General features: G+C 30.4%; 20 protein-coding genes and 1 tRNA gene. 4 read left to right on the forward strand and 17 right to left on the reverse strand.

All coding sequences use genetic code 11. From position 1 onward, the window contains the following. Positions 1 to 19 precede the first annotated feature (19 nt). Genes CLLT_RS05960 through CLLT_RS05975 form a run of 4 tightly spaced genes read right to left on the reverse strand, consistent with a single transcriptional unit; the run spans position 20 to position 2,791 of the window. Positions 20 to 1,864 (reverse strand): primosomal protein N', encoded by a 1,845-nt coding sequence (locus tag CLLT_RS05960; RefSeq protein WP_074692691.1) that lies wholly within the window; start codon positions 1,862 to 1,864, stop codon positions 20 to 22. Further along, positions 1,861 to 2,331 carry a type II secretion system protein gene (locus tag CLLT_RS05965; RefSeq protein ID WP_070256507.1) on the reverse strand — a complete coding sequence of 157 codons (471 nt, stop codon included), beginning with the start codon at positions 2,329 to 2,331 and terminating at the stop codon, positions 1,861 to 1,863. Before CLLT_RS05965 ends, CLLT_RS05960 begins: the two co-directional genes overlap by 4 nt. After that, positions 2,332 to 2,571, reverse strand: coding sequence for a hypothetical protein (locus tag CLLT_RS05970; RefSeq protein WP_012661889.1), 240 nt, complete (start codon positions 2,569 to 2,571; stop codon positions 2,332 to 2,334). Then, a complete protein-coding gene (locus CLLT_RS05975) occupies positions 2,558 to 2,791 on the reverse strand; it encodes a hypothetical protein (RefSeq protein ID WP_012661890.1) in 234 nt (77 codons plus the stop codon). The genes CLLT_RS05970 and CLLT_RS05975 overlap by 14 nt, the downstream gene beginning before the upstream one ends. A gap of 154 nt (positions 2,792 to 2,945) precedes the next feature. Between CLLT_RS05975 and uvrB the strand changes: the two genes are divergently transcribed. Then, on the forward strand, positions 2,946 to 4,919 hold the full coding sequence (gene uvrB, locus CLLT_RS05980; protein WP_074692688.1) for an excinuclease ABC subunit UvrB: 1,974 nt from the start codon (positions 2,946 to 2,948) through the stop codon (positions 4,917 to 4,919). 17 nt (positions 4,920 to 4,936) lie between these two features. Here the strand turns inward: uvrB and efp are convergent, their stop codons facing one another. The 8 genes from efp to pheS are packed head-to-tail and all read right to left on the reverse strand — an operon-like array spanning position 4,937 to position 14,781. Beyond that, positions 4,937 to 5,506 (reverse strand): elongation factor P, encoded by a 570-nt coding sequence (gene efp, locus CLLT_RS05985; RefSeq protein ID WP_039618934.1) that lies wholly within the window; start codon positions 5,504 to 5,506, stop codon positions 4,937 to 4,939. Between the two features lie 60 nt (positions 5,507 to 5,566). Next, positions 5,567 to 7,147 carry a phosphoglycerate dehydrogenase gene (serA, locus tag CLLT_RS05990; RefSeq protein ID WP_070256503.1) on the reverse strand — a complete coding sequence of 527 codons (1,581 nt, stop codon included), beginning with the start codon at positions 7,145 to 7,147 and terminating at the stop codon, positions 5,567 to 5,569. Further along, positions 7,144 to 7,623 (reverse strand): hypothetical protein, encoded by a 480-nt coding sequence (locus CLLT_RS05995; RefSeq protein WP_012661894.1) that lies wholly within the window; start codon positions 7,621 to 7,623, stop codon positions 7,144 to 7,146. Before CLLT_RS05995 ends, serA begins: the two co-directional genes overlap by 4 nt. Before the next feature lie 6 nt (positions 7,624 to 7,629). Continuing rightward, complete coding sequence (locus CLLT_RS06000) at positions 7,630 to 9,297, reverse strand: 30S ribosomal protein S1 (RefSeq protein WP_070256501.1); 1,668 nt, start codon at positions 9,295 to 9,297, stop codon at positions 7,630 to 7,632. 55 nt (positions 9,298 to 9,352) lie between these two features. After that, positions 9,353 to 10,189: a 4-hydroxy-3-methylbut-2-enyl diphosphate reductase gene (locus CLLT_RS06005; RefSeq protein WP_012661896.1), complete on the reverse strand. Its 837-nt coding sequence runs from the start codon at positions 10,187 to 10,189 to the stop codon at positions 9,353 to 9,355. Continuing rightward, on the reverse strand, positions 10,179 to 11,465 hold the full coding sequence (aroA, locus tag CLLT_RS06010) for a 3-phosphoshikimate 1-carboxyvinyltransferase (protein ID WP_012661897.1): 1,287 nt from the start codon (positions 11,463 to 11,465) through the stop codon (positions 10,179 to 10,181). Before aroA ends, CLLT_RS06005 begins: the two co-directional genes overlap by 11 nt. After that, positions 11,462 to 13,792, reverse strand: coding sequence for a phenylalanine--tRNA ligase subunit beta (gene pheT, locus CLLT_RS06015; RefSeq protein WP_070256499.1), 2,331 nt, complete (start codon positions 13,790 to 13,792; stop codon positions 11,462 to 11,464). The genes aroA and pheT overlap by 4 nt, the downstream gene beginning before the upstream one ends. Then, the gene (pheS, locus tag CLLT_RS06020) at positions 13,789 to 14,781 is read right to left on the reverse strand and encodes a phenylalanine--tRNA ligase subunit alpha (RefSeq protein WP_012661899.1); all 993 of its coding nucleotides are present in this window, start codon (positions 14,779 to 14,781) and stop codon (positions 13,789 to 13,791) included. The genes pheT and pheS overlap by 4 nt, the downstream gene beginning before the upstream one ends. An 84-nt stretch (positions 14,782 to 14,865) precedes the next feature. Between pheS and CLLT_RS06025 the strand changes: the two genes are divergently transcribed. After that, entirely contained in the window at positions 14,866 to 15,231 is a 366-nt protein-coding gene (locus CLLT_RS06025; protein ID WP_012661900.1) for a histidine triad nucleotide-binding protein, read from the forward strand. 17 nt (positions 15,232 to 15,248) lie between these two features. Here the strand turns inward: CLLT_RS06025 and pckA are convergent, their stop codons facing one another. The 5 genes from pckA to CLLT_RS06050 are packed head-to-tail and all read right to left on the reverse strand — an operon-like array spanning position 15,249 to position 22,720. Continuing rightward, on the reverse strand, positions 15,249 to 16,823 hold the full coding sequence (gene pckA, locus CLLT_RS06030) for a phosphoenolpyruvate carboxykinase (ATP) (protein WP_074692686.1): 1,575 nt from the start codon (positions 16,821 to 16,823) through the stop codon (positions 15,249 to 15,251). Between the two features lie 10 nt (positions 16,824 to 16,833). Next, positions 16,834 to 18,618, reverse strand: coding sequence for a biotin/lipoyl-containing protein (locus tag CLLT_RS06035; protein WP_070256494.1), 1,785 nt, complete (start codon positions 18,616 to 18,618; stop codon positions 16,834 to 16,836). A 58-nt stretch (positions 18,619 to 18,676) separates the two neighbouring features. Continuing rightward, positions 18,677 to 20,011: a sodium-dependent transporter gene (locus tag CLLT_RS06040; RefSeq protein WP_070256492.1), complete on the reverse strand. Its 1,335-nt coding sequence runs from the start codon at positions 20,009 to 20,011 to the stop codon at positions 18,677 to 18,679. Between the two features lie 9 nt (positions 20,012 to 20,020). Then, complete coding sequence (locus CLLT_RS06045; protein ID WP_070256490.1) at positions 20,021 to 21,358, reverse strand: sodium-dependent transporter; 1,338 nt, start codon at positions 21,356 to 21,358, stop codon at positions 20,021 to 20,023. 9 nt (positions 21,359 to 21,367) lie between these two features. Beyond that, positions 21,368 to 22,720, reverse strand: a complete 1,353-nt coding sequence (locus CLLT_RS06050) for a sodium-dependent transporter (protein ID WP_012661905.1) — start codon at positions 22,718 to 22,720, stop codon at positions 21,368 to 21,370. Between the two features lie 195 nt (positions 22,721 to 22,915). Here CLLT_RS06050 and CLLT_RS06055 point away from each other — a divergent pair, with 195 nt between their 5' ends. Both CLLT_RS06055 and CLLT_RS06060 read left to right on the forward strand, forming a co-directional pair. Beyond that, on the forward strand, positions 22,916 to 23,239 hold the full coding sequence (locus CLLT_RS06055) for a F0F1 ATP synthase subunit C (protein ID WP_012661906.1): 324 nt from the start codon (positions 22,916 to 22,918) through the stop codon (positions 23,237 to 23,239). 30 nt (positions 23,240 to 23,269) lie between these two features. After that, a tRNA-Leu gene (locus CLLT_RS06060) sits at positions 23,270 to 23,355 on the forward strand. Positions 23,356 to 23,359 lie beyond the last annotated feature (4 nt).

The raw sequence follows: 23,359 nt of genomic DNA on the forward strand, positions 1-23,359 counted from the left end.
GTCTTTGTAGAAATTAAAATCAACTAAAATCAACCGGATCTATATCGCAAGTAATATTTTTAAAATTTAAGGCAAAATGCTCAAATTTTACAAGTTCTTGATGAGTATTAGCACGCAATAATACATAAAAACGCCATTTCTTATTTAACATTTCAATACCACAAGCACCATGGCCTACTAATTGCACTTGTTTTAATTCTTGTGCTTTACTTGCTATAAATTCACACAAATTTAAAGCTTTGTTTTTATCCTCATCTTCAATAATTAGCCTTAAAAGTCTTTTAAATGGAGGGTAAAGTTCATTTCTAGCATTTAATTCATCTTTTAAAAAGCTATCATAATCTTGTATATATTTTTCAAAAAAAGATCTATTCTTAGTTTGTAAAAGCACCCTACCCTCGCCCTTTCGACCTGCACGACCTGCTACTTGCATAGCAAGAGCCAAAGTCTCTTCCAAAGCTTTAAAATTAGGTCTAAATAAATACTCATCAAGACCCAAAATCACACTCAAATCCACATTATGATAATCATGTCCTTTAGCAAGCATAGAAGTACCCACTAAGATATCAATTTTTTCTTGATTAAAATCTTTTAAAATCATATCAAGCTTTTTTACACTGCTAACCTCATCGCTATCGAATCTTTTTATGATAGGATTAAACTCGGCTAATTCTTTTTCTAAAAGTTCACAAAGCTCTGCTGTACCCATTTTTTTAGCTTCGAGCATAGCTCTATTACATGTTGGACAAGTTTGATCAATTTCTTTAGTGAAATTACAATAATGGCATTTTAATGCATTTTTGTTTTTGTGTAAACTCAAAGCAATAGAACAAAAAGGGCATTTAATAGTATTAGCACATTCTTTGCATAAAATTTGTCTAAAATTTGCCCTTGTAGGTAAAAACACCACGACTTGCTTTTTATTTCTTAAGCTAATTTTTAATTCTAAAAGCAATTTTGATGAAACACTAAGCTCACTCTCATCGTACAAAAACTGCTTTTTACTTTCAAAGAAAGTTCCTTTAAGCCTAAAACAAGGATGCTTATAAAAACTCACAACACTTGGAGTAGCCGAGCCTAAAAGAACTTTTATATGCATTTTTTTTGCTACAAATAAAGCCAAATCTCTTGCATTGATTTTTGGATTATTAGAAGCTTTATAAGAATTATCATGCTCTTCATCAATAATAATCAAACCTAAATTCTTAAAAGGTAAAAACAAAGCCGACCTAGCTCCCACCACTAAAAGAGCTTTTGAATTTATCAAATCTTGCAAATATTCTTGCTTTTTTTTCTTAGTAATTTTAGAATGCCACAAAAAAAAATACTCACCAAAATACACTTTTAATCTTTTTTGCATTTGCGGAGTTAGAGCGATTTCTGGCATTAAAAGCAAAACCTGCTTTCCTTGCTCTAGATATTCTTTTATCAAGCTAATATAAATTTCAGTTTTACCACTTCCTGTATCACCAAATAGCAAACTAGTTTGTTTGGTTTTTATAAATTCCAAAGCCTCTTGTTGATTTTTACTTAAGCTAGGTACTTTTTCTATATGAATCTTTTCATTTTTATACTCTTTAATGCTTTCAAACATACCCAAAACAAAAGCTATTTTACTAGCATAATAATAAGCAATAAACCTAGCAAGTTCATATTGGTATTGCGTTAGTTTAAAACCTGTTTTTTTCTTTATAGATTGAGTTTTAAAATCAGGTTTTAAACATTTTTGTAAAATTATAGCTTTGAGATTTTTTTTCCTTGCAAGATCAACTACCACCTCATCTAAAATTTCAAATTCTTCCTCACTTTCATAAGTTAAGATATCTAAATAATATCCTTTAATAGCAAGTTGATAAAAATTCAAAACCCATAATCCTTACAATTTAAACTCACACATTCTAAAAAAACTTTTTCACTATTATAAGAAAAATCTATGTAATTTTTAGTATTTATGAAAAATCTATATTGAGTATTTGCTATTTTCATCCACGATTTTTTAGATGAAATGATTGGTTTTTCTAAAGCACTATAGGTACATTGTTCTGTATTTTTATGATTTTGAGAATGAGGACATACAAATAATTTTTGATTTTCACTATTTATTAAAGCCTCATCTAAAATAGTCGGAAAATCTTTACTTTCTTTAAATAAAAACTGATTTCTAAGTAAAGACAAAGAAGCATTGATAAGTTCCACCTCACTTTTTACTTGAATGAGTTTAGCATCGTTTTTTCCAAAAGAAAAATACGGATAAGCAATTACGCTAAGAATAGCAATAATCATCATACAAAAAACAAGCTCTATCAAAGTAAAAGCTTTTTTTATTTGCATTTATTTTATTTCTTCATCGATAGTATTGATAAGTTTATTGAGTTCTTTTTTTAAGATATAGTTTTCGTAGCTAAGTTTTACAAAAGCATTAATGAAATTTGCAAGCTCTATCTTGCCTGTACCTCCAGAAATTAAAGCAATTTCATCTTCAAGATGATTTGCAAATTCATTGCTGCATGTTACAACAAAATCTTTTGCATAGACATTAATTGTAACTTTTCTTTGGTTATTGTTTGCCAAGAACTGCCTCTATTTTTTTGATCACATCTTCGCTTTCAATATTTTTATTTTTAAGTTCTTCTTCTAAACGTGCGATTTGATTATTTTTAGCTTCATTTTGTGCTTTTACACTCACTAATTCATTTCTTAAATTTTCATTTATTTCACATACTTCATTATATTTAGCCAAAAGCTCATTTACTTTATCTGTCATTGTGTTGATTATTCTTTCATCATACATATTTTCTTGCCTTTATTGATTTTATATTTAGAATATTTTAAACACATAATTGTAACAAAAAAAAATTTAATTTTGCATAGCTTTTTATTTTAAAATTTAAATTTTTACAAAAAATTTTGTGTAAAATTAACAAAAATACAAGTTAGGAAAATTTATGTTTGAACTTACTAGTGATTTTAAGCCAAGTCCTGATCAAAAACAAGCCATTGATGGTATAGTAAAAAGCATTCAAGCAGGCAATAAATACCAAACCTTGCTAGGTGTTACAGGCAGTGGAAAAACTTTCACTATGGCAAATATCATTAAAAACTTAAACATACCCACTCTTATCATGAGTCACAATAAAAGCTTATGTGCACAACTTTATAGTGAATTTAAAGGCTTTTTTGCAAATAATCATGTAGAGTATTTTATAAGCTATTATGATTATTATCAACCAGAAGCTTATATACCAAGAACGGATGTTTTTATAGAAAAAGATAGTTCTACTAATGAAGATTTAGAAAGATTAAGACTAAGCGCAAGTGCTTCGCTTTTAAGTTATGATGATGTTATTTGTATAGCTAGTGTTTCAGCAAATTATGGTTTAGGAAATCCAAGTGAGTATGTGGGTATGGTTTTAATTTTAGAACTAAATATGCAAATTTCACAAAAAGAACTTTTAAAAAAACTTGTAGATATGGGCTATAAACGCAATGATAATTTCTTTGACAGAGCTGATTTTAGAGTCAATGGAGATATAGTAGATATATATCCAGCTTATTATGAGGATGAAGCTATTAGGCTTGAGTTTTTTGGCGATGAACTTGAGGCGATGTATCATTATAATGTTTTAGAAAATAAAAAAGGCAAAGATTTAAACAAATTTATACTTTATCCAACTAGCCAATTTAGCGTTGGTGAAACAAGATTAAAAAAAGCTATTGAGGGGATTAAAACTGAACTTAATGAGCGTTTGGCTTATTTTGAAAATGAAAATAAACTCGTAGAAGCGCAAAGGTTAAAACAAAGAGTAGAATTTGACCTTGAAATGCTTCAAAGCACTGGCATGTGCAAAGGAGTAGAAAACTACGCACTGCATTTAACAGGACTTAAAAGCGGTGATACACCTTATACTCTTTTTGATTATTTTGCCATTAAAAACCAAGACTTTTTAGTTATCATTGATGAATCCCATGTATCTTTACCGCAATTTCGTGGGATGTTTGCAGGGGATAGAAGCAGAAAGCAAACTTTAGTTGATTATGGTTTTCGCTTGCCAAGTGCCTTAGATAATAGACCTTTGATGTTTGATGAATTTATTAATAAAAATTGTAAATTTTTATTTGTTTCAGCCACGCCTGCACCTTTAGAACTAGAATTAAGCAAAGAAAATATTTTTTATCAAATCATGCGTCCAACAGGGCTTTTAGATCCTAAAATAGAAATCAAAGATAGTGAAAATCAAGTAGAAATTTTATACGATGAAGCTAAAAAAGTTATAGAGCGCAATGAAAGAGTTTTGATAACCGTTTTAACTAAAAAAATGGCTGAAGAGCTTAGTAAATACTACTTAGAACTTGGCTTAAAAGTAAAATACATGCACTCAGAAATTGATGCAATAGAGCGTAATGAAATCATCCGTGGTTTAAGAAGTGGTGCTTTTGATATTTTAATCGGGATTAATCTTTTAAGAGAAGGACTTGACTTGCCTGAAGTTTCACTTGTTGCCATAATGGATGCAGATAAAGAAGGCTTTTTAAGAAGCACCACCGCACTCATTCAAACCATGGGGCGTGCTGCTAGGAATGTCAATGGAAAAGTATTGCTTTTTGCCAAAAAAGTCACAAAATCCATGCAAGAAGCTATCGATACTACTAATGAAAGAAGAACTTTGCAAGAAGCTTATAATAAAAAACACAACATCACACCAACCTCAGTAAAAAGAAATATAGAAGAAAGTTTAAAACATGAACTTGAGCAAGGAGAAATTTATCGCAAAGGCAAAGAACTTGAAAAAATGCCCGCAAAAGAACGCGCCAAAATAGTAAAAGAATTAAGAAAACAAATGCTAGAAGCTGCTAAAAATCTTGAATTTGAAAAAGCAGCAATGCTTAGAGATGAGATTAATAAATTAAGAACTTTATAATCCCTTAAAATAAGGGATTATTTATTTGCTCTTTCTATGTATTCCCCGCGTACAGTATCAACGCGAATCACTTCCCCTTCTAACACATGAAAAGGAATTTGTACTACTGCACCTGTTTCTAAAGTAGCTGGTTTTTTATTTGAGCCTTGAGTGTCACCTTTGAAATTTGGTGCTGTTTCGATAATTTTAAGCTCCATTACTTGAGGCACTTCCACACCAATTGCTTTTCCATTGTGAAATAAAACATCTACCATGGTTCCATCAAGCATCCATTTTTTAGCTTCACCCACATCTTCATCGCTAATTGCAACTTGCTCATAAGTTTGAGTATCCATAAATTGACAATTTTCACCATCATCGTATAGATATTGCATTTGTTTTTCTTCTAAATTTGGAGATTCACATTTATCCCCTGCATGGAAAGTTTTTTCTAAAACCTTACCATCGATAAAAGATTTAATTTTAATACGAACAAAAGCAGGACCTTTTCCTGGTTTTACGTGTTGATATTCTACGATTTTAAATGGAATTCCATCTATTTCTATTTTTAAACCTTTTTTTAAATCTCCCATTCCATAAGAAGCCATATATTTTCCTTAATTTTAAAATTAAAAAATAATTGTAACAATTAAGGCTTATAAAAAGCCTTAAATTTCTGCATATTCTGCAAAAATACAAGCATCAACTGCTCTTAATTCCTCAAGTAAAGCTTTTGAAATTTTTGCATCAAGCAAAATCACAGCTAAAGCTTTTCCAAAGCCATTTCTACCAAGTCTAAAATCAGCTATATTGACATTATTTTTAGCTAAAATTCCGCTAACATTAGCAATAACTCCTGGTATATCATTATTATTTAAAATTATCATTTTCCCTTTTGGTTTAAAATCTACATCAAAACCATTTAACTCTACTATCCTTTGTTCATTTTCACCAAAAATAGTCCCTGAGATAGAAAGGTTAGAATTATCTGTAATTACCTTTATGGTAATTTTATTACTATAACCACTACTTGGTAAAATACAAGAAGAAAGTTCCACACCCTTATCTTTAGCTACAAAATGTGCGTTAATATAATTAATATTTTCACCTAAAATTCCTCTTAAAACACTCACTGTCGCAAAAGTTAGCAAAGACTCATTATATTCACTAATTTGTCCTTCACTTTCAAGTTTAATAGCCTTAATAGGAGTTTTATCAAGCTGAGCAGCCAAAAAGCCCATTTTTGAAATAAGCTCAATATAAGGCGCTACAAAACTTGGTAAATCTTCAGTTTTAATTGGTAAATTTAAAGCATTAGGATAAGAAATTCCTCTTGCAGCATTTAAAGCTTGCTCACATGCTTGGATAGCTATATTTTCTTGACTTTCTAAGGTATTTGCACCAAGATGAGAAGTAACAGAAACATTTTCAAATTCTAAAAATGGATGATTAGTTGCAGGTTCTTTATTAAACACATCTATACCAAGCCAAGCTATTTTGCCACTTTTTAAACCTTCACACAATGCATCTTCATTATAAAGACCACCTCTGGCACAATTTATCAATCTTACACCATCTTTCATTTTAGAAATTTCTTCAAAAGAAATCATATCTGTTGTTTCTTTTGTTTTTGGTGTATGTATGGTAATAAAATCACTTTGAGTTAAAATTACATCTAAAGAATTCACACACTCAATACCCAAATCAGTCATTTTAGAAGCTACCACATAAGGATCATAAGCTATAACTTTCATACCAAAAGCTTTTGCGCGTACAGCTACTCTTGAACCTATATTACCAAAACCTATAACCCCTAAAGTTTTGTTCATAAGTTCAACACCATACCACTTTTCTCTTTCCCATCTTCTTTGTATTTTTAAAAAATTATGTGCATTGACAAAAGATCTTGCAGAGCACAATAAGTGATTCATAGTAAGTTCAACTGCTGCTATGGTATTAGCCGTTGGCACATTCATAACTATAATGCCTTTTTTAGAGCATTCATCTATATCAACATTATCAACCCCAACACCTGCTCTAACTAAAGCTTTTAAATTAGAACATGCATTGATAAATTTCAAATCCACATCTGTTGAACTTCTGGTAATAGCCACATCTACATCACTTAATTTTGTTAAAAGTTCATCTTTAGGTAAATGCGCTGCTTCAATAAGTTCTACATCATCAGCTTTTCTTAAAAGCTCCACACCTTTATCTAATATTGCATCACATACAATAATTTTTTTCATAACCAAACCTCCTTTAATTTTGCATTTATGTTGTAAATTTTTAATTTGTCGATCAGTGCGTTTAAAACTTTTTCATTATTTGTATCTAAATAAATTGCCACTTCATCTTTGCTTTGTGTTAAAGTGTATTTGATAAAAAAAGAATGCAAGGTTTGCTTCAAACAAAACATAGAATAAACATCGTTTTTATTTACATCGAGCATATAAAATTTTTGCTTTGGTTTTACTACAGAATCATCCATATTAAAACTCATATAAAATTCATTTACTGCTGGAGAAAAATCATTAATTTTAAGATTTGAGAGTTTATCTTGCCAAGTTTGTGGTAATTCTTTTTTTATATCATCAAAAGAATATTTAACATTTTGTGAGATAGGTAAATTTCCAACACTTACATATCTCACCATAAAAACAAAAGCAACAATCAAAACTAGGCTTAACAAGCCTAAAATACCATAAAGGGTATATTTTTTCATTTGTGATTATGAAAGTTGATCTTTAATAATATCACCTAAAGTTACTTTATCATTATCATTGATTTCGTTTAACGCTTCTCTTTCTTTCATTTTTGCAAGACTTTTTACGCTTAAACGAATTCTATTTTTCTTTTCATCAATGAAAACAATTAAAGCTTCTATTGCATCGCCTACTTTTAAACTTGAAAAATCGATATTACCTAAATCTTCTTTGTGAATTAGCGCATCAACACCCTCTTCAAGCTCTACAAAAACTCCAAAATCCTTAATATCTCTAATTTTTCCTGAGATAATATCATTTACTTGATGTTTTTGTGCATAAACTTGTACAGGACTTTTTTGCAATTCTTTAGTGCTTAAAGAAATTTTTTGATTTTCTTTATCAAGTTTGATGATTTTAACTTCTATAACATCGCCAACTTTATACATATCTTTGCATTTATCGTTTCTATTCCATGAAGCATCTTCATTATGCAACAAACCTTCTAAGTTTGCAATTTTTACAAAGGCACCAAAATTAGTCACAGAAGTAACACTACCTTTTACCACATCACCTACTTTATGTGATTTTAAAAACTCATCAAAAGGTTTTGCTAATAAATTTTTTAAAGAAACTCTAAGTCTTCTTTCTTTAGCATTAATCTCAATCACTTCCACATCAAGCTCTTGACCTTCGCTAATATAATCTTTTGGATTTTTAGCATTTTTATCCCAAGAAATTTCGCTTATATGTAAAAATCCTTCTATATCATTTCCTAAATCCACAAAAGCACCATATGGCTCTATATTTGAAACTGTAACCTTAATAGTGTCACCAACCTCTAAACCATCTTTAATCTCATCCCAAGGATCAGGCATAGCAAGCTTTATAGACAAGGAAAGATGTTTTTTATCTTTATCATATTTAATCACTTTTACAGGAACCTTATCACCCTCATTATACAGTGAACTAGGATTTACTGGCCCTTTATAAGAAATTTCACTATAATGAACCAAACCATCAACACCGCCTACATCAACAAACATGCCATAAGTTGTGATTTTTTTAACAATACCTTCTATGATTTCTTCTTGATTTAACACATTTGAGATAATTTCTTTGCGTTTTTTTCTTTCTTCATCTACTATTTTTTTTCTTGAAACTACTATACTTTGAGCTTCTTTATCAATTTTGATGATTTTAACTTTGAAAGTTTTATTGATGATGTTGTTTGAATCTTTAAAGCTACTTTGTGATTTTGGCAAGAAAAATTCTACTCCATTTTCATCCACAGCTACAAAACCGCCTCTATTTTTACCAATGATTTTTACATCAAACATACTTTCATCATCTTTATAATTATCAATAAATTCTTTAACTTTTTGCTTTCTTAAAGCTTTTTTATGAGAAAGTAAAGATCTGCCACCGCGAGAACCCACTATAGCAACTTCTAATGTATCGCCTTCTTTGAAGATAAATTCGCCTTTATCATTTTGAATTTCTTCTATTGCTAAAATACCTTCTGATTTTTGCCCTACATTTACAAACACCTCATCGCCTTTAATCGCGACAATTATCCCTTGTGTAGTTGCCTCCTCATCAGACTTGAAAGATTCCTCAAGCATTTGCTCAAAATCTTCTTCTATGATAATATCCTCTAGTCTGTTTTGAACTTTTTTGTTCACCTCGCTCATCGTGGTCCTTTGTTTTAAATTTTAATTCTTGATTATAGTATTGTTTTCTTTAAACTTAGTTAATTTTGGTATATTCTTTGATTTTTTCTAAAACCAAATCAATCACCCAATCAGGTGTAGAGGCACCCGCACTAACACCACATTTTTCTTTACCGCTAAACCATTCTTTTTGAATTTCTTTTTCATTTTCGATTAAGTAGCTATCCTCGCAGTAATTTTTTGCTATTAAAAAAAGCTGCTTAGTATTAGCTGAATTTTTTCCGCCAACTATCACCATTACATCACTTTTTTTGGCAAGCTCATTGATAGCTTCTTGATTTTTAAAAGTCGCATCACATATGGTATTAAAAACGCGAACTTCCTTAACCTTAAGCATTAAAAAATTTACAATTTCCATAAATTTTTCTATCTTTTTTGTAGTTTGTGATACCACTGCAATCTTAGAAGGCAATTTAATATCAAATAATTCTTTTTCATCAAGAACCACATAAGCTTTAGTGCTTACATAACTTCTAACCCCTTTTACTTCAGGATGATTTTCATCTCCAAAAATCACAACCTCATAGCCTTCTTTGCTCATTTGCTCACAAATTTTTTGAGGTTTAGTCACAAAAGGACAAGTTGCATCAAAAATTTCTATATCTTTTTGTTTTAATTTTTCTAAATCTTGTTTGGTTATACCATGGGTTCTAATGATAGCTTTTTGTTCTGTGCTAAGCTCGCTAATATCATTTAATGTTTTAACATTATAATTTTTCCAAAGTCTTGTGATTTCTTCATTATTATGAATTAAAGGGCCTATGGTAGCTGCATCTTTAATTTGCTCAGCCTTTTTAATAGCTCTTTTTACTCCAAAACAAAAACCATAACTTTTTGCTAGTTCAATCTCCAATTTTAGCTCCTATTTGCTTTAAAATCTCAACAAAATTTGGAAAAGAAGTTTTTATACATTCACTATCATCAACCTCCATTCCACATCTTAAACCTAAAATCAAAAAACTCATCGCGATTCTATGATCTCCAAAGCTTTTTATTTTCGCACTTTTAGCTTCACCACCTTCTACCTCAAAACCATCTTCAAATTCTTTTATTTTTATGCCACATTTTTGCAAATTTAATACAATTGATTTAATTCTATCACTTTCTTTTACACGCAATTCTTTAGCATTTTTTATAATGCTTTTTCCTTGTGCGCAAGCAAAAGCTATAGCTAAAGCTGGAATTTCATCTATTAGCCATGCGATATTTTCGCTCACATTTACTGCCTTTAAAGGCGCACTTTCAACACAAATTTCTCCAATACTTTCAAAATCTTCATTAGTAATATTATAAGAAATTTTTGCACCCATTTTTTCTAAAATTTTAAAAGCTTCAATGCGCGTTTTATTTAATAAAACATTTTTTAAAACAACTTTTGAATTTGGTAAAATACAAGCAGCTAAGGCAAAATAAAAGGCCGATGATGGATCATTTGGTACACATACTTGGAATGCTTTTAATTTTTCTTTTAAAGGATTTATTTTAATAAAAGTTTTATCCTCATTTAAATATTCAATGCAAGCTCCCATTTTATTAAGTATGATCTCGCTATGATCTCTTGAAAGCTCAATTTCTTTAAAATAACTTTCTTTTTTGGCAAATAAAGCTGCTAAGATTAAAGCTGATTTTACCTGAGCTGAAGCAATATTACTTTTATAATTAAAACCATCCAACTTAGCTCCTTGTATACAAATAGGTGCTAAATTTGCATTAGCTCTTCCATAAATCTTAGCTCCTAAACTCATCAAAGGCTCACTCACCCTCTTCATCGGTCTAGCATTTAAATAACAATCTCCACTGAGTACAAAAAATTCATCTTCAATAGCACTTAAAAGACCTATTAAAAGCCTCATAGCTGTACCTGAATTTCCACAATCTAAAACACAATTTGGAGATTTTATATGTTTTGGAGCTTTAATGTAAACTAATCCATCAATCTCTTCAACCTCAGCTCCCAAAGCTTGAATGATTGCTAAGGTATGCAAGGTATCTTGTGCTTTTAGGTAATTTTTAATCTTACAAGTTCCTTGGGTAAGCAAAGAAAAGATAGCAAAGCGATGGGATATAGACTTATCAGAAGCTATATCTTCAAGCTCTGCTGTAAAAGAACCAATAGGACTGATTTTCATCGAAGTTTTAAACCATACTCATCATCTAAAACCTTGATGATTTTATCAATATATTCAAGAATAATATTATCTTCTAAGGTTTTTTCAAAATCTCTAAATACTAAATTAATAGTCAAGCTATAAAAATCACCTAAATTCTCATCTGTATATAAATCTACCACTCTAAAGCTTTCCAATCTTTCAATATCTAATTTAGTAATAGTGTGTTTGATTTTTTCATATTCAAAACCCTTAGGTATAACTATACTTAAATCCCTGCTCATAGATGGAAATTTAGAATAAGCTTTAGCGGTTTTAAAGTCTTGTTTTAAGCCTTCTAAATCAAGCTCACAAATATAAGTTTTAGCCAAATCTCTTTTATTTTCTATACCTAAATGCATCCTACCTATAAACCCTATACGCTTACCGTTTTTATATACATTTGCTTGCTCATATGGGCTTAAAAATGCATATTCTGATTTTTGCAAACTAAACTCACCTATAATGCTTTTTAATTCTGCTAAAAAAGTGTAAAAATCTACCAAAACAGGCTTGGCCTTATTTGTGATTTTAGCTTCTTCTTTGTAACCACTAAAGATCATCGCAAATTTAGCATGCTCGTTTGAAAACTCATCAAAAACACTGCCACATTCAAAAAGTTTGATTTTCTTTTTTGAATTTCTTAGATTAAAGCTTGCTGCATTTAAAAGATGATTTATCAAAGTGCTTCTTAAAGTATTAAGCTCATTGGTGATAGGATTAATAAGCTTATTTTTAATGCATTTAAATCCTAATTGACTTAATTGTTCTTCATTATCTAAAACATAATGCACACTTTCAAAATACCCATTGCTACTTGCTTTTAATCTTAAATTTTTAAGCTCTTGATAATCAAAATACACTTTATTTAAGCGATTTTTTTCTTTAAATTCTAAAGCTTTTGATGGGATATTATCAATACCAATAATTCTTACTATCTCTTCACTAATATCAGCTATATTTGCTATATCACTGCGATGAAGTGGGATTTTGATATTAAATTGTTCATCATTTACTACACTTATTTCAAAGCCTAGTTTTTTAAGAATTTTTACTAAATTATTTTTATCTATAGGCATACCAATGATTTTATCAATCTCTGCGCCAAAAATACCAATAATATTTGCTTCATTTTCCTTAAAAACTTGTTGGCTTCCTGAAAAAACACTCATCGCGCTAATTTTTAAGCATTCATTAAATAAATACTCCATTCCCAAAGAAAGTTTAGGCTCGCTACCTCTTAAAGAGCGATATATAGTGTCATTTTTCTTTTTATAAAAGGCTATTGCATTTGCTATAGTTTGAGGATGAGTATAACTTGCTTCTATAATGATAATTTTACTCTCATCATTGATTTTAAATTTATCTTCTTGCTCTATACCTGCTAAAGCAATCAACTCATCTTTATAATAAACTCCATATTCTCCATGTTCTTGAGTTTTAATTTCTAAAACAATCTTTTCATCGATTTGACAATCTTGACAAAGTTTATGAAAATCATAAGCACAAAAAATTACTCCACTTGCATGAGTTGCATATGTTAAAAGATTTTCTATGTTATTATTTTTATATGCTTCAATCAAGGCAAGGCGAATTTGTATTGTAATATTTAGTTTAAACTCTTCTTTGATTTCTAATGCCCTATATGCAAAAAAACCTTCAACATCGCTTTGATTTTTAACACTGAGTATTCTTCCTATACCTACACTATTTTCACTTTCTTTTAAAGGATTTAATTCTTTTAAATTTAAATCAAGTGCTGCGCTTAAATCTCTAGCAACACCATATAAACTCAAGCAATCACCGCGATTTGGAGTAAGTTCTATTTCAATTAATTCATCATTAAAAAGTTCATAATCATTTAAAGCTTTTCCTAGAACTAATTCCCCCATACTCTCATCTAAAACCATAATACCTTCATTACTTTTTCCAAAACCAAGCTCGCTAGATGAGCAAATCATACCCATAGATTCAACCCCTCTAAGTTTGGCAGGTTTAATTTCAAGTCCATTTGGAAGCACTGCACCCACTAAAGATACGGCTACAAATTGATCTTTATCAACATTTTTAGCACCGCACACAATTTGTAAAATTTCGCTACCTATATCAACTTTGCAAATATTTAATTTATCTGAATTTTCATGTTTAACTTTTTCTAAAACCTTACCTATTACAACTTTTTGGGGAGCTTTAACACTTTTAAAACTATCAACTTCTAATCCTATGGAATTTAAAGTATTTACTATAGCTTGCGTTGATATTTCACTTAAATCAATCCATTCGTTTAACCAATTTCTACTAATAATCATCTAAATTGCTCCAATAATCTTAAATCACCTTCAAACATAGAACGCAAATCAGGAATTTTATGTAAAAGCATAGCAAAACGCTCCACACCCAAACCAAAAGCATAACCACTCACATTTTTATAACCAACAAATTTATAAACATTAGGATCAACTACCCCACATCCTAAAACCTCAAGCCATCCTGTGTGCTTACAAACTCTACACCCACAACCTTTACAAAAAACACAAGAAATATCTACTTCAGCTGATGGTTCTGTAAAAGGAAAAAAGCTTGGTCTAAAACGCACCTTTACATCGCCAAACATATATTTTAAAAAATTCTCAAGCATATCTTTTAAATTTGCAAAATTTATCTTATCACCCTCTTCTACCACAAGTCCTTCAACTTGATGAAACATAGGTGTATGGGTAATATCAAAATCTCTTCTAAAAACTGCACCTGGCGCTATCATCCTAATAGGTGGTTTTTGAGATAGCATGGTTCTAATTTGCACTGGAGAAGTTTGAGATCTAAGCAAGGTTTTATCTTCAAAATAAAAAGTATCTTGCATATCTCTTGCAGGATGATTTTGTGGTAAATTTAATGCTTCAAAATTATGAAAATCATCCTCAATCAAAGGTCCTTTTTCTATGCTGAAATTTAAAGCTGTGAAATATTCTATGATTTTATCCATAGTTTGCATGATTGGATGCAGCGCTCCTGCGTTTGAAGTTTCATCAAAAAAGCTAAAATCTTGTACATCTTGTTTCATTTTTTCATTTAAAGCTTTTTCTTCTAATTCTTTTAATTTTACTTGATAAGCTTCATTAAATTCATCTCTTGTTTTATTTAAACCATTGGCAAATTCTTTTTTTTCTTCACCTTGCAAATCTTTTAACTTTGCAAATTCCAAAGTCAAAATACCTTTTTTTCCTAAGACGCTTACTTTTATATTTTCAAGTTCTGCTAAAGTACTTGCAGAGCTAATTTGAGATATCAAATCTTGCAATTTTTTCTCCAACTAAATTTTTTTTAAACATTCTAATGTAAAATTATTTAAAATTAGCAAAAATAATAAAAAAAGGACTATTAAATGAGAGAAAAAACCGTATTTGAACTAATCATAGAAGGAAAAATCCCTGCTAATAAAGTTTTAGAAAGTGAAAAATTTTTAGCCTTTCATGATATTAATCCTAAAGCACCTATTCATATTTTAATCATTCCAAAAGAGCATTTTGAAAACTTTCAAGAATTAAGACCTGAATTAATGAGCGAAATGACACAATTCATCCAAGAATTAGCCACTCTTTTAGGACTTGATAAAAGTGGGTATAGACTAATTACAAATTGTGGGAAAAATAGCGGACAAGAAGTTTTTCATTTGCATTTTCATATGTTAGGTGGATTTGAGCTTCCAAAAAATAAAGAAACCCAAGTCAATCCCGAATCACTATTCTAAAAAGAGCTTAACTCTTTTTAGATAGCAGGACCAGCTAATTTAAATTCTGCTCCTTCTTTTACATCTTCATAGCGTTTGAAATTTTCTATAAACATTTTCGCAAGCTTTAATTTGGTTTCTTCATAAGCTTTTTTATCCTCCCAAGTATTAATAGGATTTAATAACTTACTTTCTACACCCGCTAATTCTTTTGGCACAGCAAGATTAAATAAATCATAGTTTTCAAACTCACAATTTTGTATACTACCATCTAAAATTGCATTAATGCAAGCTCTAGTAGCTTTAATACTCATTCTTTTACCTACACCATAAGCTCCACCACTCCAACCGGTATTTACCAGATAAACATTCACATTATGCTTACTGATTTTTTCACCTAAAAGTTTTGCATAAACAGTTGGGTGTAATGGTAAAAATACTTCTCCAAAACAAGCTGAAAAAGTCGCAACAGGCTCAGTAATACCTCTTTCAGTTCCTGCTACTTTAGCAGTATAACCACTTAGAAAATAATACATTGCTTGCTCTTTGCTAAGTTTACTAACCGGAGGTAAAACACCAAAAGCATCAGCTGAGAGAAAAATAATATTGCTAGGATGACCCGCACTAAGACTTGGCTCGTGATTTAAAATATGTTCTATCGGATAAGAAACTCTAGTATTTTCAGTTTTAGAACCATCATTAAAATCAACATTTAAATCATCTTTTAAAACTACATTTTCTAAAAGTGCATTTTGCTTTATAGCTCCATAAATTTCTGGCTCACTTTGAGGATCAAGGTTAATGCATTTTGCATAACAACCTCCTTCAAAATTAAACACACCCTCATCATCCCAACCATGCTCATCATCACCTATTAATCTTCTTTTTGGATCAGTTGAAAGAGTGGTTTTACCTGTACCGCTAAGTCCAAAGAAAAGCGCTACATCGCCTTTTTCTCCAACATTAGCACTACAATGCATAGGAAGTTTATTTTCTAGTGGTAACCAGTAATTCATCATAGAAAAAATTCCTTTTTTCATCTCTCCACCATACCAAGTCCCACCAATTACTGCAATATTTTTTTCTATGTTAAAAATGACAAATACTTCTGAATTTAAACCATCTTTTTCATAGTCTTCATTCACACATTTGCAAGCATTATACACCACAAAATCAGGTTTAAACCCACTAAGCTCTTCTTCTTTTGGACGAATAAACATATTTTTTACAAAATGCGCTTGCCATACAATTTGCGTTACAAAACGCACAGCTTTGCGACTTTTTAACGAAGCACCACAATATGCATCTTGGATATAAATATCACTATTACTAAGCTGTTTTTTAGCTTTTACTAAAAGTTTTTCGAATAATTCCTCGCTAATAGCTTGGTTAATCTTACCCCAAGCAATATATTTTTGCGAAGGATCTTGCTTTACAAAGTATTTATCCTTAGGACTTCTTCCAGTAAAAATTCCAGTATCCACACTAAAGGTACCATTTTTAGTACATACACCTTCATTATTATTTTTTTCATGTTTTAAAAGCTCATCATAACTAAGATTATGAAAAACTTGCCCGATATTTTCTAAACCTAAATTTTCTAAACCTATCATTTTTACCTCCTTATTTATAAGTCATTAAAACCTGGCCTTCATTGACGCTATCGCCAGCATTTACTAAAAGTTCTGCAATTTCTCCATCTTTACTTGCGTTAACTTCAATCTCCATTTTCATAGCTTCAAGTACAGCTACAACTTGACCTGCTTTAACGCTATCATTTTCTTTTACTAAAATTTTAAATACATTTGCATTCATACTTGCAATGATTGCTTTATCATCATTTATTTGAGGTTTTCTTGCCTCTACATTATCATTATTTGTTTTTACAATACTTTTAATATTAACATCTTTATCAAAGCCTGCATTTACTTCCACATGATATTTATTACCATTTACACTTACTGTGAATTTATTTTCTTGGCTTAAATTATTTGTTTTTACATCTTCATTTTTTCTTATACTAACCTTAGCTTCGCCTTTTAAGAAAGCTATGCCTTTTTCTTTACAAGCTGCAACGATAAAAATATTTTCTTCGCTTGTGTTTAAATTTTCTTTTTCCAATAAGCTTTTAATATAAGCTATACTTTTGCTCTCATCTGCATCAGCGATATCTGTGGCTAATTTTGTAGTTGGTTCTAATTTTAATTGCTCACTTGCAAGCTTTATCACTTGAGGATCTGGGGCAACAGGGGTTTTTCCAAAATATCCTAAAACCATTTTTCCATAACCTTCGGCGATTTTTTTCCAAGACCCAAACATAACATTGTTAAAAGCTTGTTGAAAATAAAATTGCGATACAGGAGTAACAGAAGTACCATACCCTCCCTTTTCTACTACTTCTTGCATAGCTTTTATAACTTGAGGAAATTTATCTAAAATATTATTATCTCTCATCATTTGAGTATTTGCAGTTAAAGCTCCCCCAGGCATAGGTGAAAAAGGTATTAAAGGATTTACAGCCATGGCTTCAGGTGGTAAAAAATAATCTTTCAAGCAATCTTTTAACACATCTTCATATTTTAAAATTTTTTCTTCATCCAAACCAAGATCAAAATTACTTCCTTTTAGAGCGTGAAGCATTGTTAAAATATCAGGCTGAGAAGTACCACCACTAACAGGAGCTGCAGCTAAATCTATACCATCAACACCAGCTTCTAAAGCAGCTAAATAACAAGCCACACTAACACCAGCTGTTTCGTGAGTGTGTAATCTTATATGTGTATTTTCAGGCAAGTTTTTTCTAGCCATTTTAATAACTTCATAAATTTTATTTGGGTTAGAAGTTCCACTTGCATCTTTAAAACAAATACTATCAAAAGGAATTTGAGCTTGCAAAATTTCTTTTAAAATTCTCTCATAAAAAGGCACATCATGAGCGCCTTTGCATTTTGGAGGCAAATCCATCAAAGTAATGGTTATTTCGTGTTTTAAACCATGCTTAATTATACATTCTCCACTAAATTTTAAATTATTTACATCATTTAGTGCATCAAAATTTCTTATAGTGGTTGTGCCATGTTTTGCAAACATTTTTGCATGTAAATCAATAATTTCTTTACTGCCTGTATCAAGTGCTACGGTATTAACCCCTCTTGCAAGGGTTTGTAAATTTGCTTCTTTTCCGACGATGGCTCTAAATTTATCCATCATTTCAAAGGCATTTTCATTTAAATAAAAAAATAAGCTTTGAAACCTAGCTCCACCACCAAATTCAAAATGTCCAATATCTGCTTCTTTGGCTGCTTCTAGGGCAGGAAAAAAGTCATTCATTAAAACTCTAGCGCCATAAACAGATTGAAAACCATCTCTAAATGTGGTATCCATCACATCAATTAATTTTTTAGCCATAATTTTTCCTTATTTTTGCATCTTTGCAATTATAACCTTACTTTCTTAAAAAATAAATTTATAAAATTTGGTTTAACATAATGATAATAATCGCAATAGGCGCAACAAATCTGAGTAAAAAATACCATATTTCAAAAATACTTTTACTCATAAATTTAGAAAACAAATTATAGATTTTCATTTTATCTACAAAAAATCCTACAAAAATAGCACTAGCAATAGCTCCAAGCGGGAGCATAAAATTAGAAGTTAATTTATCCAAAATATCAAAAAAGCTTAAACCAAAAAAGCTAAAACTAGCCCCATAACTGGCACTAAAAGATAAAATACAACTCATCCCTAAAAGAAAAACCACAAACCCTATAAAAACCAAAGCTTTTTTTCTTGAAATTTTATATTCGTTCACAAGATAAAAAGTAAAAGGTTCTATCATAGAAACCGCCGAAGTAATTCCTGCGAAAAATAAAGCCAAGAAAAAATAAAAGGCTAAAAAATGCCCAAAGACAGCACCTAAATTAGAAAATAAAGTTGTTAAAGATATAAATACAAGTCCAGCTCCTTCTGCTGGGTTGGCGTTAAATTTAAATATAAAAGTAAATACAATAAGCCCCATCATTAAGCCTATGCTGATATTTAAAAGCACAATTATGGCTGAACTTGTAATTAAATTTGTGTCATCTTTTAATGAAGCTGCATAAGTAGTAATACAACCTATACCTAAACATAAGGTAAAAAAAGCAAGGCCTAAGGCTGTTAAAACCGAGTTTAGATTAAGTTTAGTAAAATCAGGATAAAACAAATAAACAAAAGCTTCTTTAAAACCATCTTGAAAAAAACAATACACTAACATTAATACAAGCATGATAAACAAACTTGGCATAATCCAAACATTGAGTTTTTCTATACCACTTTTAACCCCTCTTGAAACAACAAACAAGGTAAGAAAAAAAGCAATTAAAAAATACAAACTACTTTCTAAAATACTATTTTGGATTAAATTTCCAAACAAAGCTCCTGCCTCTTGAGTATTGCTAGGTAGATAGTAAATCGAAGTTATCATGTATTTTAAAACCCAACCCATAATAACAAGATAAAAAGATAATACAAAAATTCCACCAAGCATAAAAAATCCAGCAAATTTCCATTTTTGAGCATACTTGGTTGCTAAACTTTTATAAGCATTTACAGGATCACTTTGACTTAATCTTCCCATGGCAATTTCAGCCAAAAATACACAAAATCCCACGCTAATAGTCAAAAGCAAATACAAAAGCACAAAAGCAAAACCACCATTTTGCCCTACTAAGGTTGGAAATTTCCAAGCATTTCCAAGCCCTATAGCACCGCCTGCAACGGCTAATACAAAGCCTATTTTAGAAAATTTATCATTCATTTTAATGCCTTAGAAAAAAAGCTGTCTAGCCATGATTAAAATAACTGCTAATGGAGAAATATATCTTAAAAAGATATACCAAATTTCAAAATACACCCCGCGCATAAAGGGACGAAATAAAATTTGCAAAGCTTCTTTTTTAAGTACAAAACCCACAAAAAATGCTGTAATTAAAGCAGAAATTGGCATTAATAAATTTTGTATAAAAAAATCTAAAATATCAAAAAAACTTTTTCCAAAGAAATTTAAATTTGGCGCGCTTACATGATAAAAAGAAAGTATAGATAAACTTCCAAGAAAATAAACAATCACACCTACAAAAACCAAAGCTTTTTTTCTTGAAATTTGATAACGATTTATAAGATAAAAAGTAAAAGGCTCTATCATGGAAATAGCTGAAGTAATCCCTGCAAAAAATAAAGCTATAAAAAAAGCTATAGCTAGGATATTTCCTAAAAGATCTAATTTTGCAAAAAGTGTTGTTAATGATATAAATATAAGCCCTGGACCTTGTTGGGTAGGATCAGCTCCAAATTCAAATATAAAAGTAAACACAATAAGTCCCATCATTAAGCCAATGATAGTGTTAATGATGATAATATTTAAAGCACTACTTATAAAATTTGTTTTATCAGGCAAGCTTGCTGCATAGGTTAAAATCACACACACGCCCAAAGACATACTAAAAAACGCAAGACCTAGCGCATCTAATATAGAATTAACACTTAATTTTGAAAAATCAGGTACAAACAAAAACTCACTTGCCTTAGAAAAACCATCCATGCTAAAAGAATATCCAAGCATTAAAATAAGCAATATAAATAAACTTGGCATCATCCAAACATTAAGTTTTTCTATACCACTTTTAACTCCTTTTGAAACTACATAAAAAATAACTATAAATACAAAAGTAAAACATACAAATTGAGATAAAACATCATTAGAGAGTAAATTTCCAAAAATAGCACCTGCTTCATTTGTATCTTTAGGTAGTTCAAAAAATCCAAAATAAGCATATTTTGCTATCCAACCTATAACAACACTATAAAAAGACACTAAAATAATAGCACCAAGCATAAAAAACCCCGCTAGTGACCATGCCTTTTTATTTTTTGGTGCTAAAGCATGATAAGCATTTACAGGATCTTTTTCGCTTAATTTTCCTATACTAAGCTCTGCTAAAAATATCACAAAAGCCACACCCAAGGTTAAAAGTAAATACACCACTACAAAAGCTGATCCCCCATTATTACCCACTAAAGTTGGAAATTTCCAAGCATTTCCAAGCCCAACAGCCGAACCTGCTACTGCTAATACAAAACCTATCTTAGAAAATTTTTCATTCATCTTTTAACCTTAAAAAAATAATTGTTTTACCATGATTAAAATCACCGCTAAAGGTGAGATATATCTTACAAAAAAATACCAACACTCAAAGTATTTACCCCTCATATAAGGATAAAATAAAGTTTGCAAAGCTTCTTTTTTAAGCACAAAACCTACAAAAATTGCACCAAATAACCCACCCAAAGGCATCATTAAATTTGAAGCAATAAAATCTAATATATCAAAAAAACTTTTTCCAAAAAATTCCAAAGAATCCTTACTCCATTCAATTCCTGATAAAATACACAAACTTCCCAAAAAATACACAATAAAAGCTATAAAAATCAAAGCTTTTTTTCTTGTAAAATTAAAAGAATTGATTAAATAAAATGTCAAAGGTTCTATCATGGAAACTGCTGAAGTAATTCCTGCAAAAAATAAAGCTATAAAAAAAGCTATGGCTAGGATATTTCCCAAAGGTAAAAAACCAATTGGATCAATATTTGAAAATAAATTCATTAAAGAAACAAAGATTAAACCGGGTCCTTGCTGACTAGGATCAGCTCCAAATTCAAATATAAAAGTAAACACAATAAGCCCCATCATAATGCCTATGATAATATTAATAATAATAATATTAATAGTGCTTGTAATAAAATTTGTTTTATCAGGTAAACTTGCAGAATAAGTAATAATCGAACCCACTCCAATAGACAAAGAAAAACAAGCTAGTCCTAAAGCACTTAAAAATGCCCCAACTCCAAGCTTTGAAAAATCAGGTGAAAATAAAAACTCACTAGCCTTAGAAAAACCATCCATACTAAAAGAATATCCAAGCATTAAAATAAGCAATATAAATAAGCTTGGCATCATCCAAACATTGAGTTTTTCTATACCACTTTTAACTCCTTTTGAAACTACATAAAAAATAACTATAAATACAAAAGTAAAACATACAAATTGAGATAAAGCATCATTAGAGAGTAAATTTGAAAAAGTAGCGCCACTTTCTTCTATGCTCTTTGGCAATGAAAAAAAGCCCAAATACGCATATTTGACAATCCAACCTATAATCACACTATAAAAAGAAACAATTAAAATTGCACCTATTAAAGAAAAACCGACTATAGACCAAGCTCTTTTGTGTTTAGGTGCTAAAGTATAATAAGCATTTACAGGATCTTTTTCACTTAATTTTCCTATACTAAGCTCAGCTAAAAAAATTACAAATCCAACTCCTAAAGTTAGCAATAAATACAACAAAACAAAAGCTGATCCTCCATTTTGTCCTACTAAAGTTGGAAATTTCCAAGCATTTCCAAGCCCAACAGCTGAACCTGCCACTGCTAATACAAAACCTATTTTAGAAAATTTATCATTCATAAAAATAACCTTAAATTTTATAAACACATGAAAAATATTTAATGTAGCTAAAAAAAACTTTAATTTATTTTAAAATACGCTTATTAATTTAAATTTCAATAATTTTAAAGCTATATTAATATACAATTTCGCTTTCATAAATCACGAGTAGGGATACGCAAGCCGAAAGGATTTAAATTTTTACAAGGAAAAACTATGAAAAAAATCGTATTTTTAATGCTAGCTTTAAGTGGTTTTGCATTCGCAGCAGAAGGCTCTATGAATCAATGGTTAGCGTCATTTTCAATTTTAGCAGCAGGTTTAGGACTTGGTGTCGCAGCTTTAGGTGGTGCTATTGGTATGGGTAATACTGCAGCAGCAACTATCGCAGGAACAGCAAGAAATCCAGGACTTGGTGGTAAATTAATGACTACTATGTTTATTGCTTTAGCGATGATTGAAGCTCAAGTTATTTATGCGCTTGTTATTGCTCTTATCGCTCTTTATGCTAATCCATTCCAAGCATTAGTAGCAGCTTAAAAATTTTCAAAGCCCTCTTGTGGGGCTTATGCGGTTATGGTGGAATTGGTAGACACGCCATCTTGAGGGGGTGGTACGCTCAGCGTGTGCGAGTTCAAATCTCGCTAACCGCACCATATT

The sequence above is a fragment of the Campylobacter lari subsp. lari genome, from assembly GCF_013372185.1.
GTDB lineage: Bacteria > Campylobacterota > Campylobacteria > Campylobacterales > Campylobacteraceae > Campylobacter_D > Campylobacter_D lari.

Coding starts and splice junctions, on each gene's coding strand:
- CLLT_RS05965 (WP_070256507.1), bottom strand. CDS start 2,331: ATGCAAATAAAAAAAGCTTTTACTTTGATAGAGCTTGTTTTTTGTATG.
- CLLT_RS05975 (WP_012661890.1), bottom strand. CDS start 2,791: ATGTATGATGAAAGAATAATCAACACAATGACAGATAAAGTAAATGAG.
- uvrB (WP_074692688.1), top strand. CDS start 2,946: ATGTTTGAACTTACTAGTGATTTTAAGCCAAGTCCTGATCAAAAACAA.
- efp (WP_039618934.1), bottom strand. CDS start 5,506: ATGGCTTCTTATGGAATGGGAGATTTAAAAAAAGGTTTAAAAATAGAA.
- serA (WP_070256503.1), bottom strand. CDS start 7,147: ATGAAAAAAATTATTGTATGTGATGCAATATTAGATAAAGGTGTGGAG.
- CLLT_RS05995 (WP_012661894.1), bottom strand. CDS start 7,623: ATGAAAAAATATACCCTTTATGGTATTTTAGGCTTGTTAAGCCTAGTT.
- CLLT_RS06000 (WP_070256501.1), bottom strand. CDS start 9,297: ATGAGCGAGGTGAACAAAAAAGTTCAAAACAGACTAGAGGATATTATC.
- aroA (WP_012661897.1), bottom strand. CDS start 11,465: ATGAAAATCAGTCCTATTGGTTCTTTTACAGCAGAGCTTGAAGATATA.
- pheT (WP_070256499.1), bottom strand. CDS start 13,792: ATGATTATTAGTAGAAATTGGTTAAACGAATGGATTGATTTAAGTGAA.
- CLLT_RS06025 (WP_012661900.1), top strand. CDS start 14,866: ATGAGAGAAAAAACCGTATTTGAACTAATCATAGAAGGAAAAATCCCT.
- pckA (WP_074692686.1), bottom strand. CDS start 16,823: ATGATAGGTTTAGAAAATTTAGGTTTAGAAAATATCGGGCAAGTTTTT.
- CLLT_RS06035 (WP_070256494.1), bottom strand. CDS start 18,618: ATGGCTAAAAAATTAATTGATGTGATGGATACCACATTTAGAGATGGT.
- CLLT_RS06040 (WP_070256492.1), bottom strand. CDS start 20,011: ATGAATGATAAATTTTCTAAAATAGGCTTTGTATTAGCCGTTGCAGGC.
- CLLT_RS06045 (WP_070256490.1), bottom strand. CDS start 21,358: ATGAATGAAAAATTTTCTAAGATAGGTTTTGTATTAGCAGTAGCAGGT.
- CLLT_RS06050 (WP_012661905.1), bottom strand. CDS start 22,720: ATGAATGATAAATTTTCTAAAATAGGTTTTGTATTAGCAGTGGCAGGT.
- CLLT_RS06055 (WP_012661906.1), top strand. CDS start 22,916: ATGAAAAAAATCGTATTTTTAATGCTAGCTTTAAGTGGTTTTGCATTC.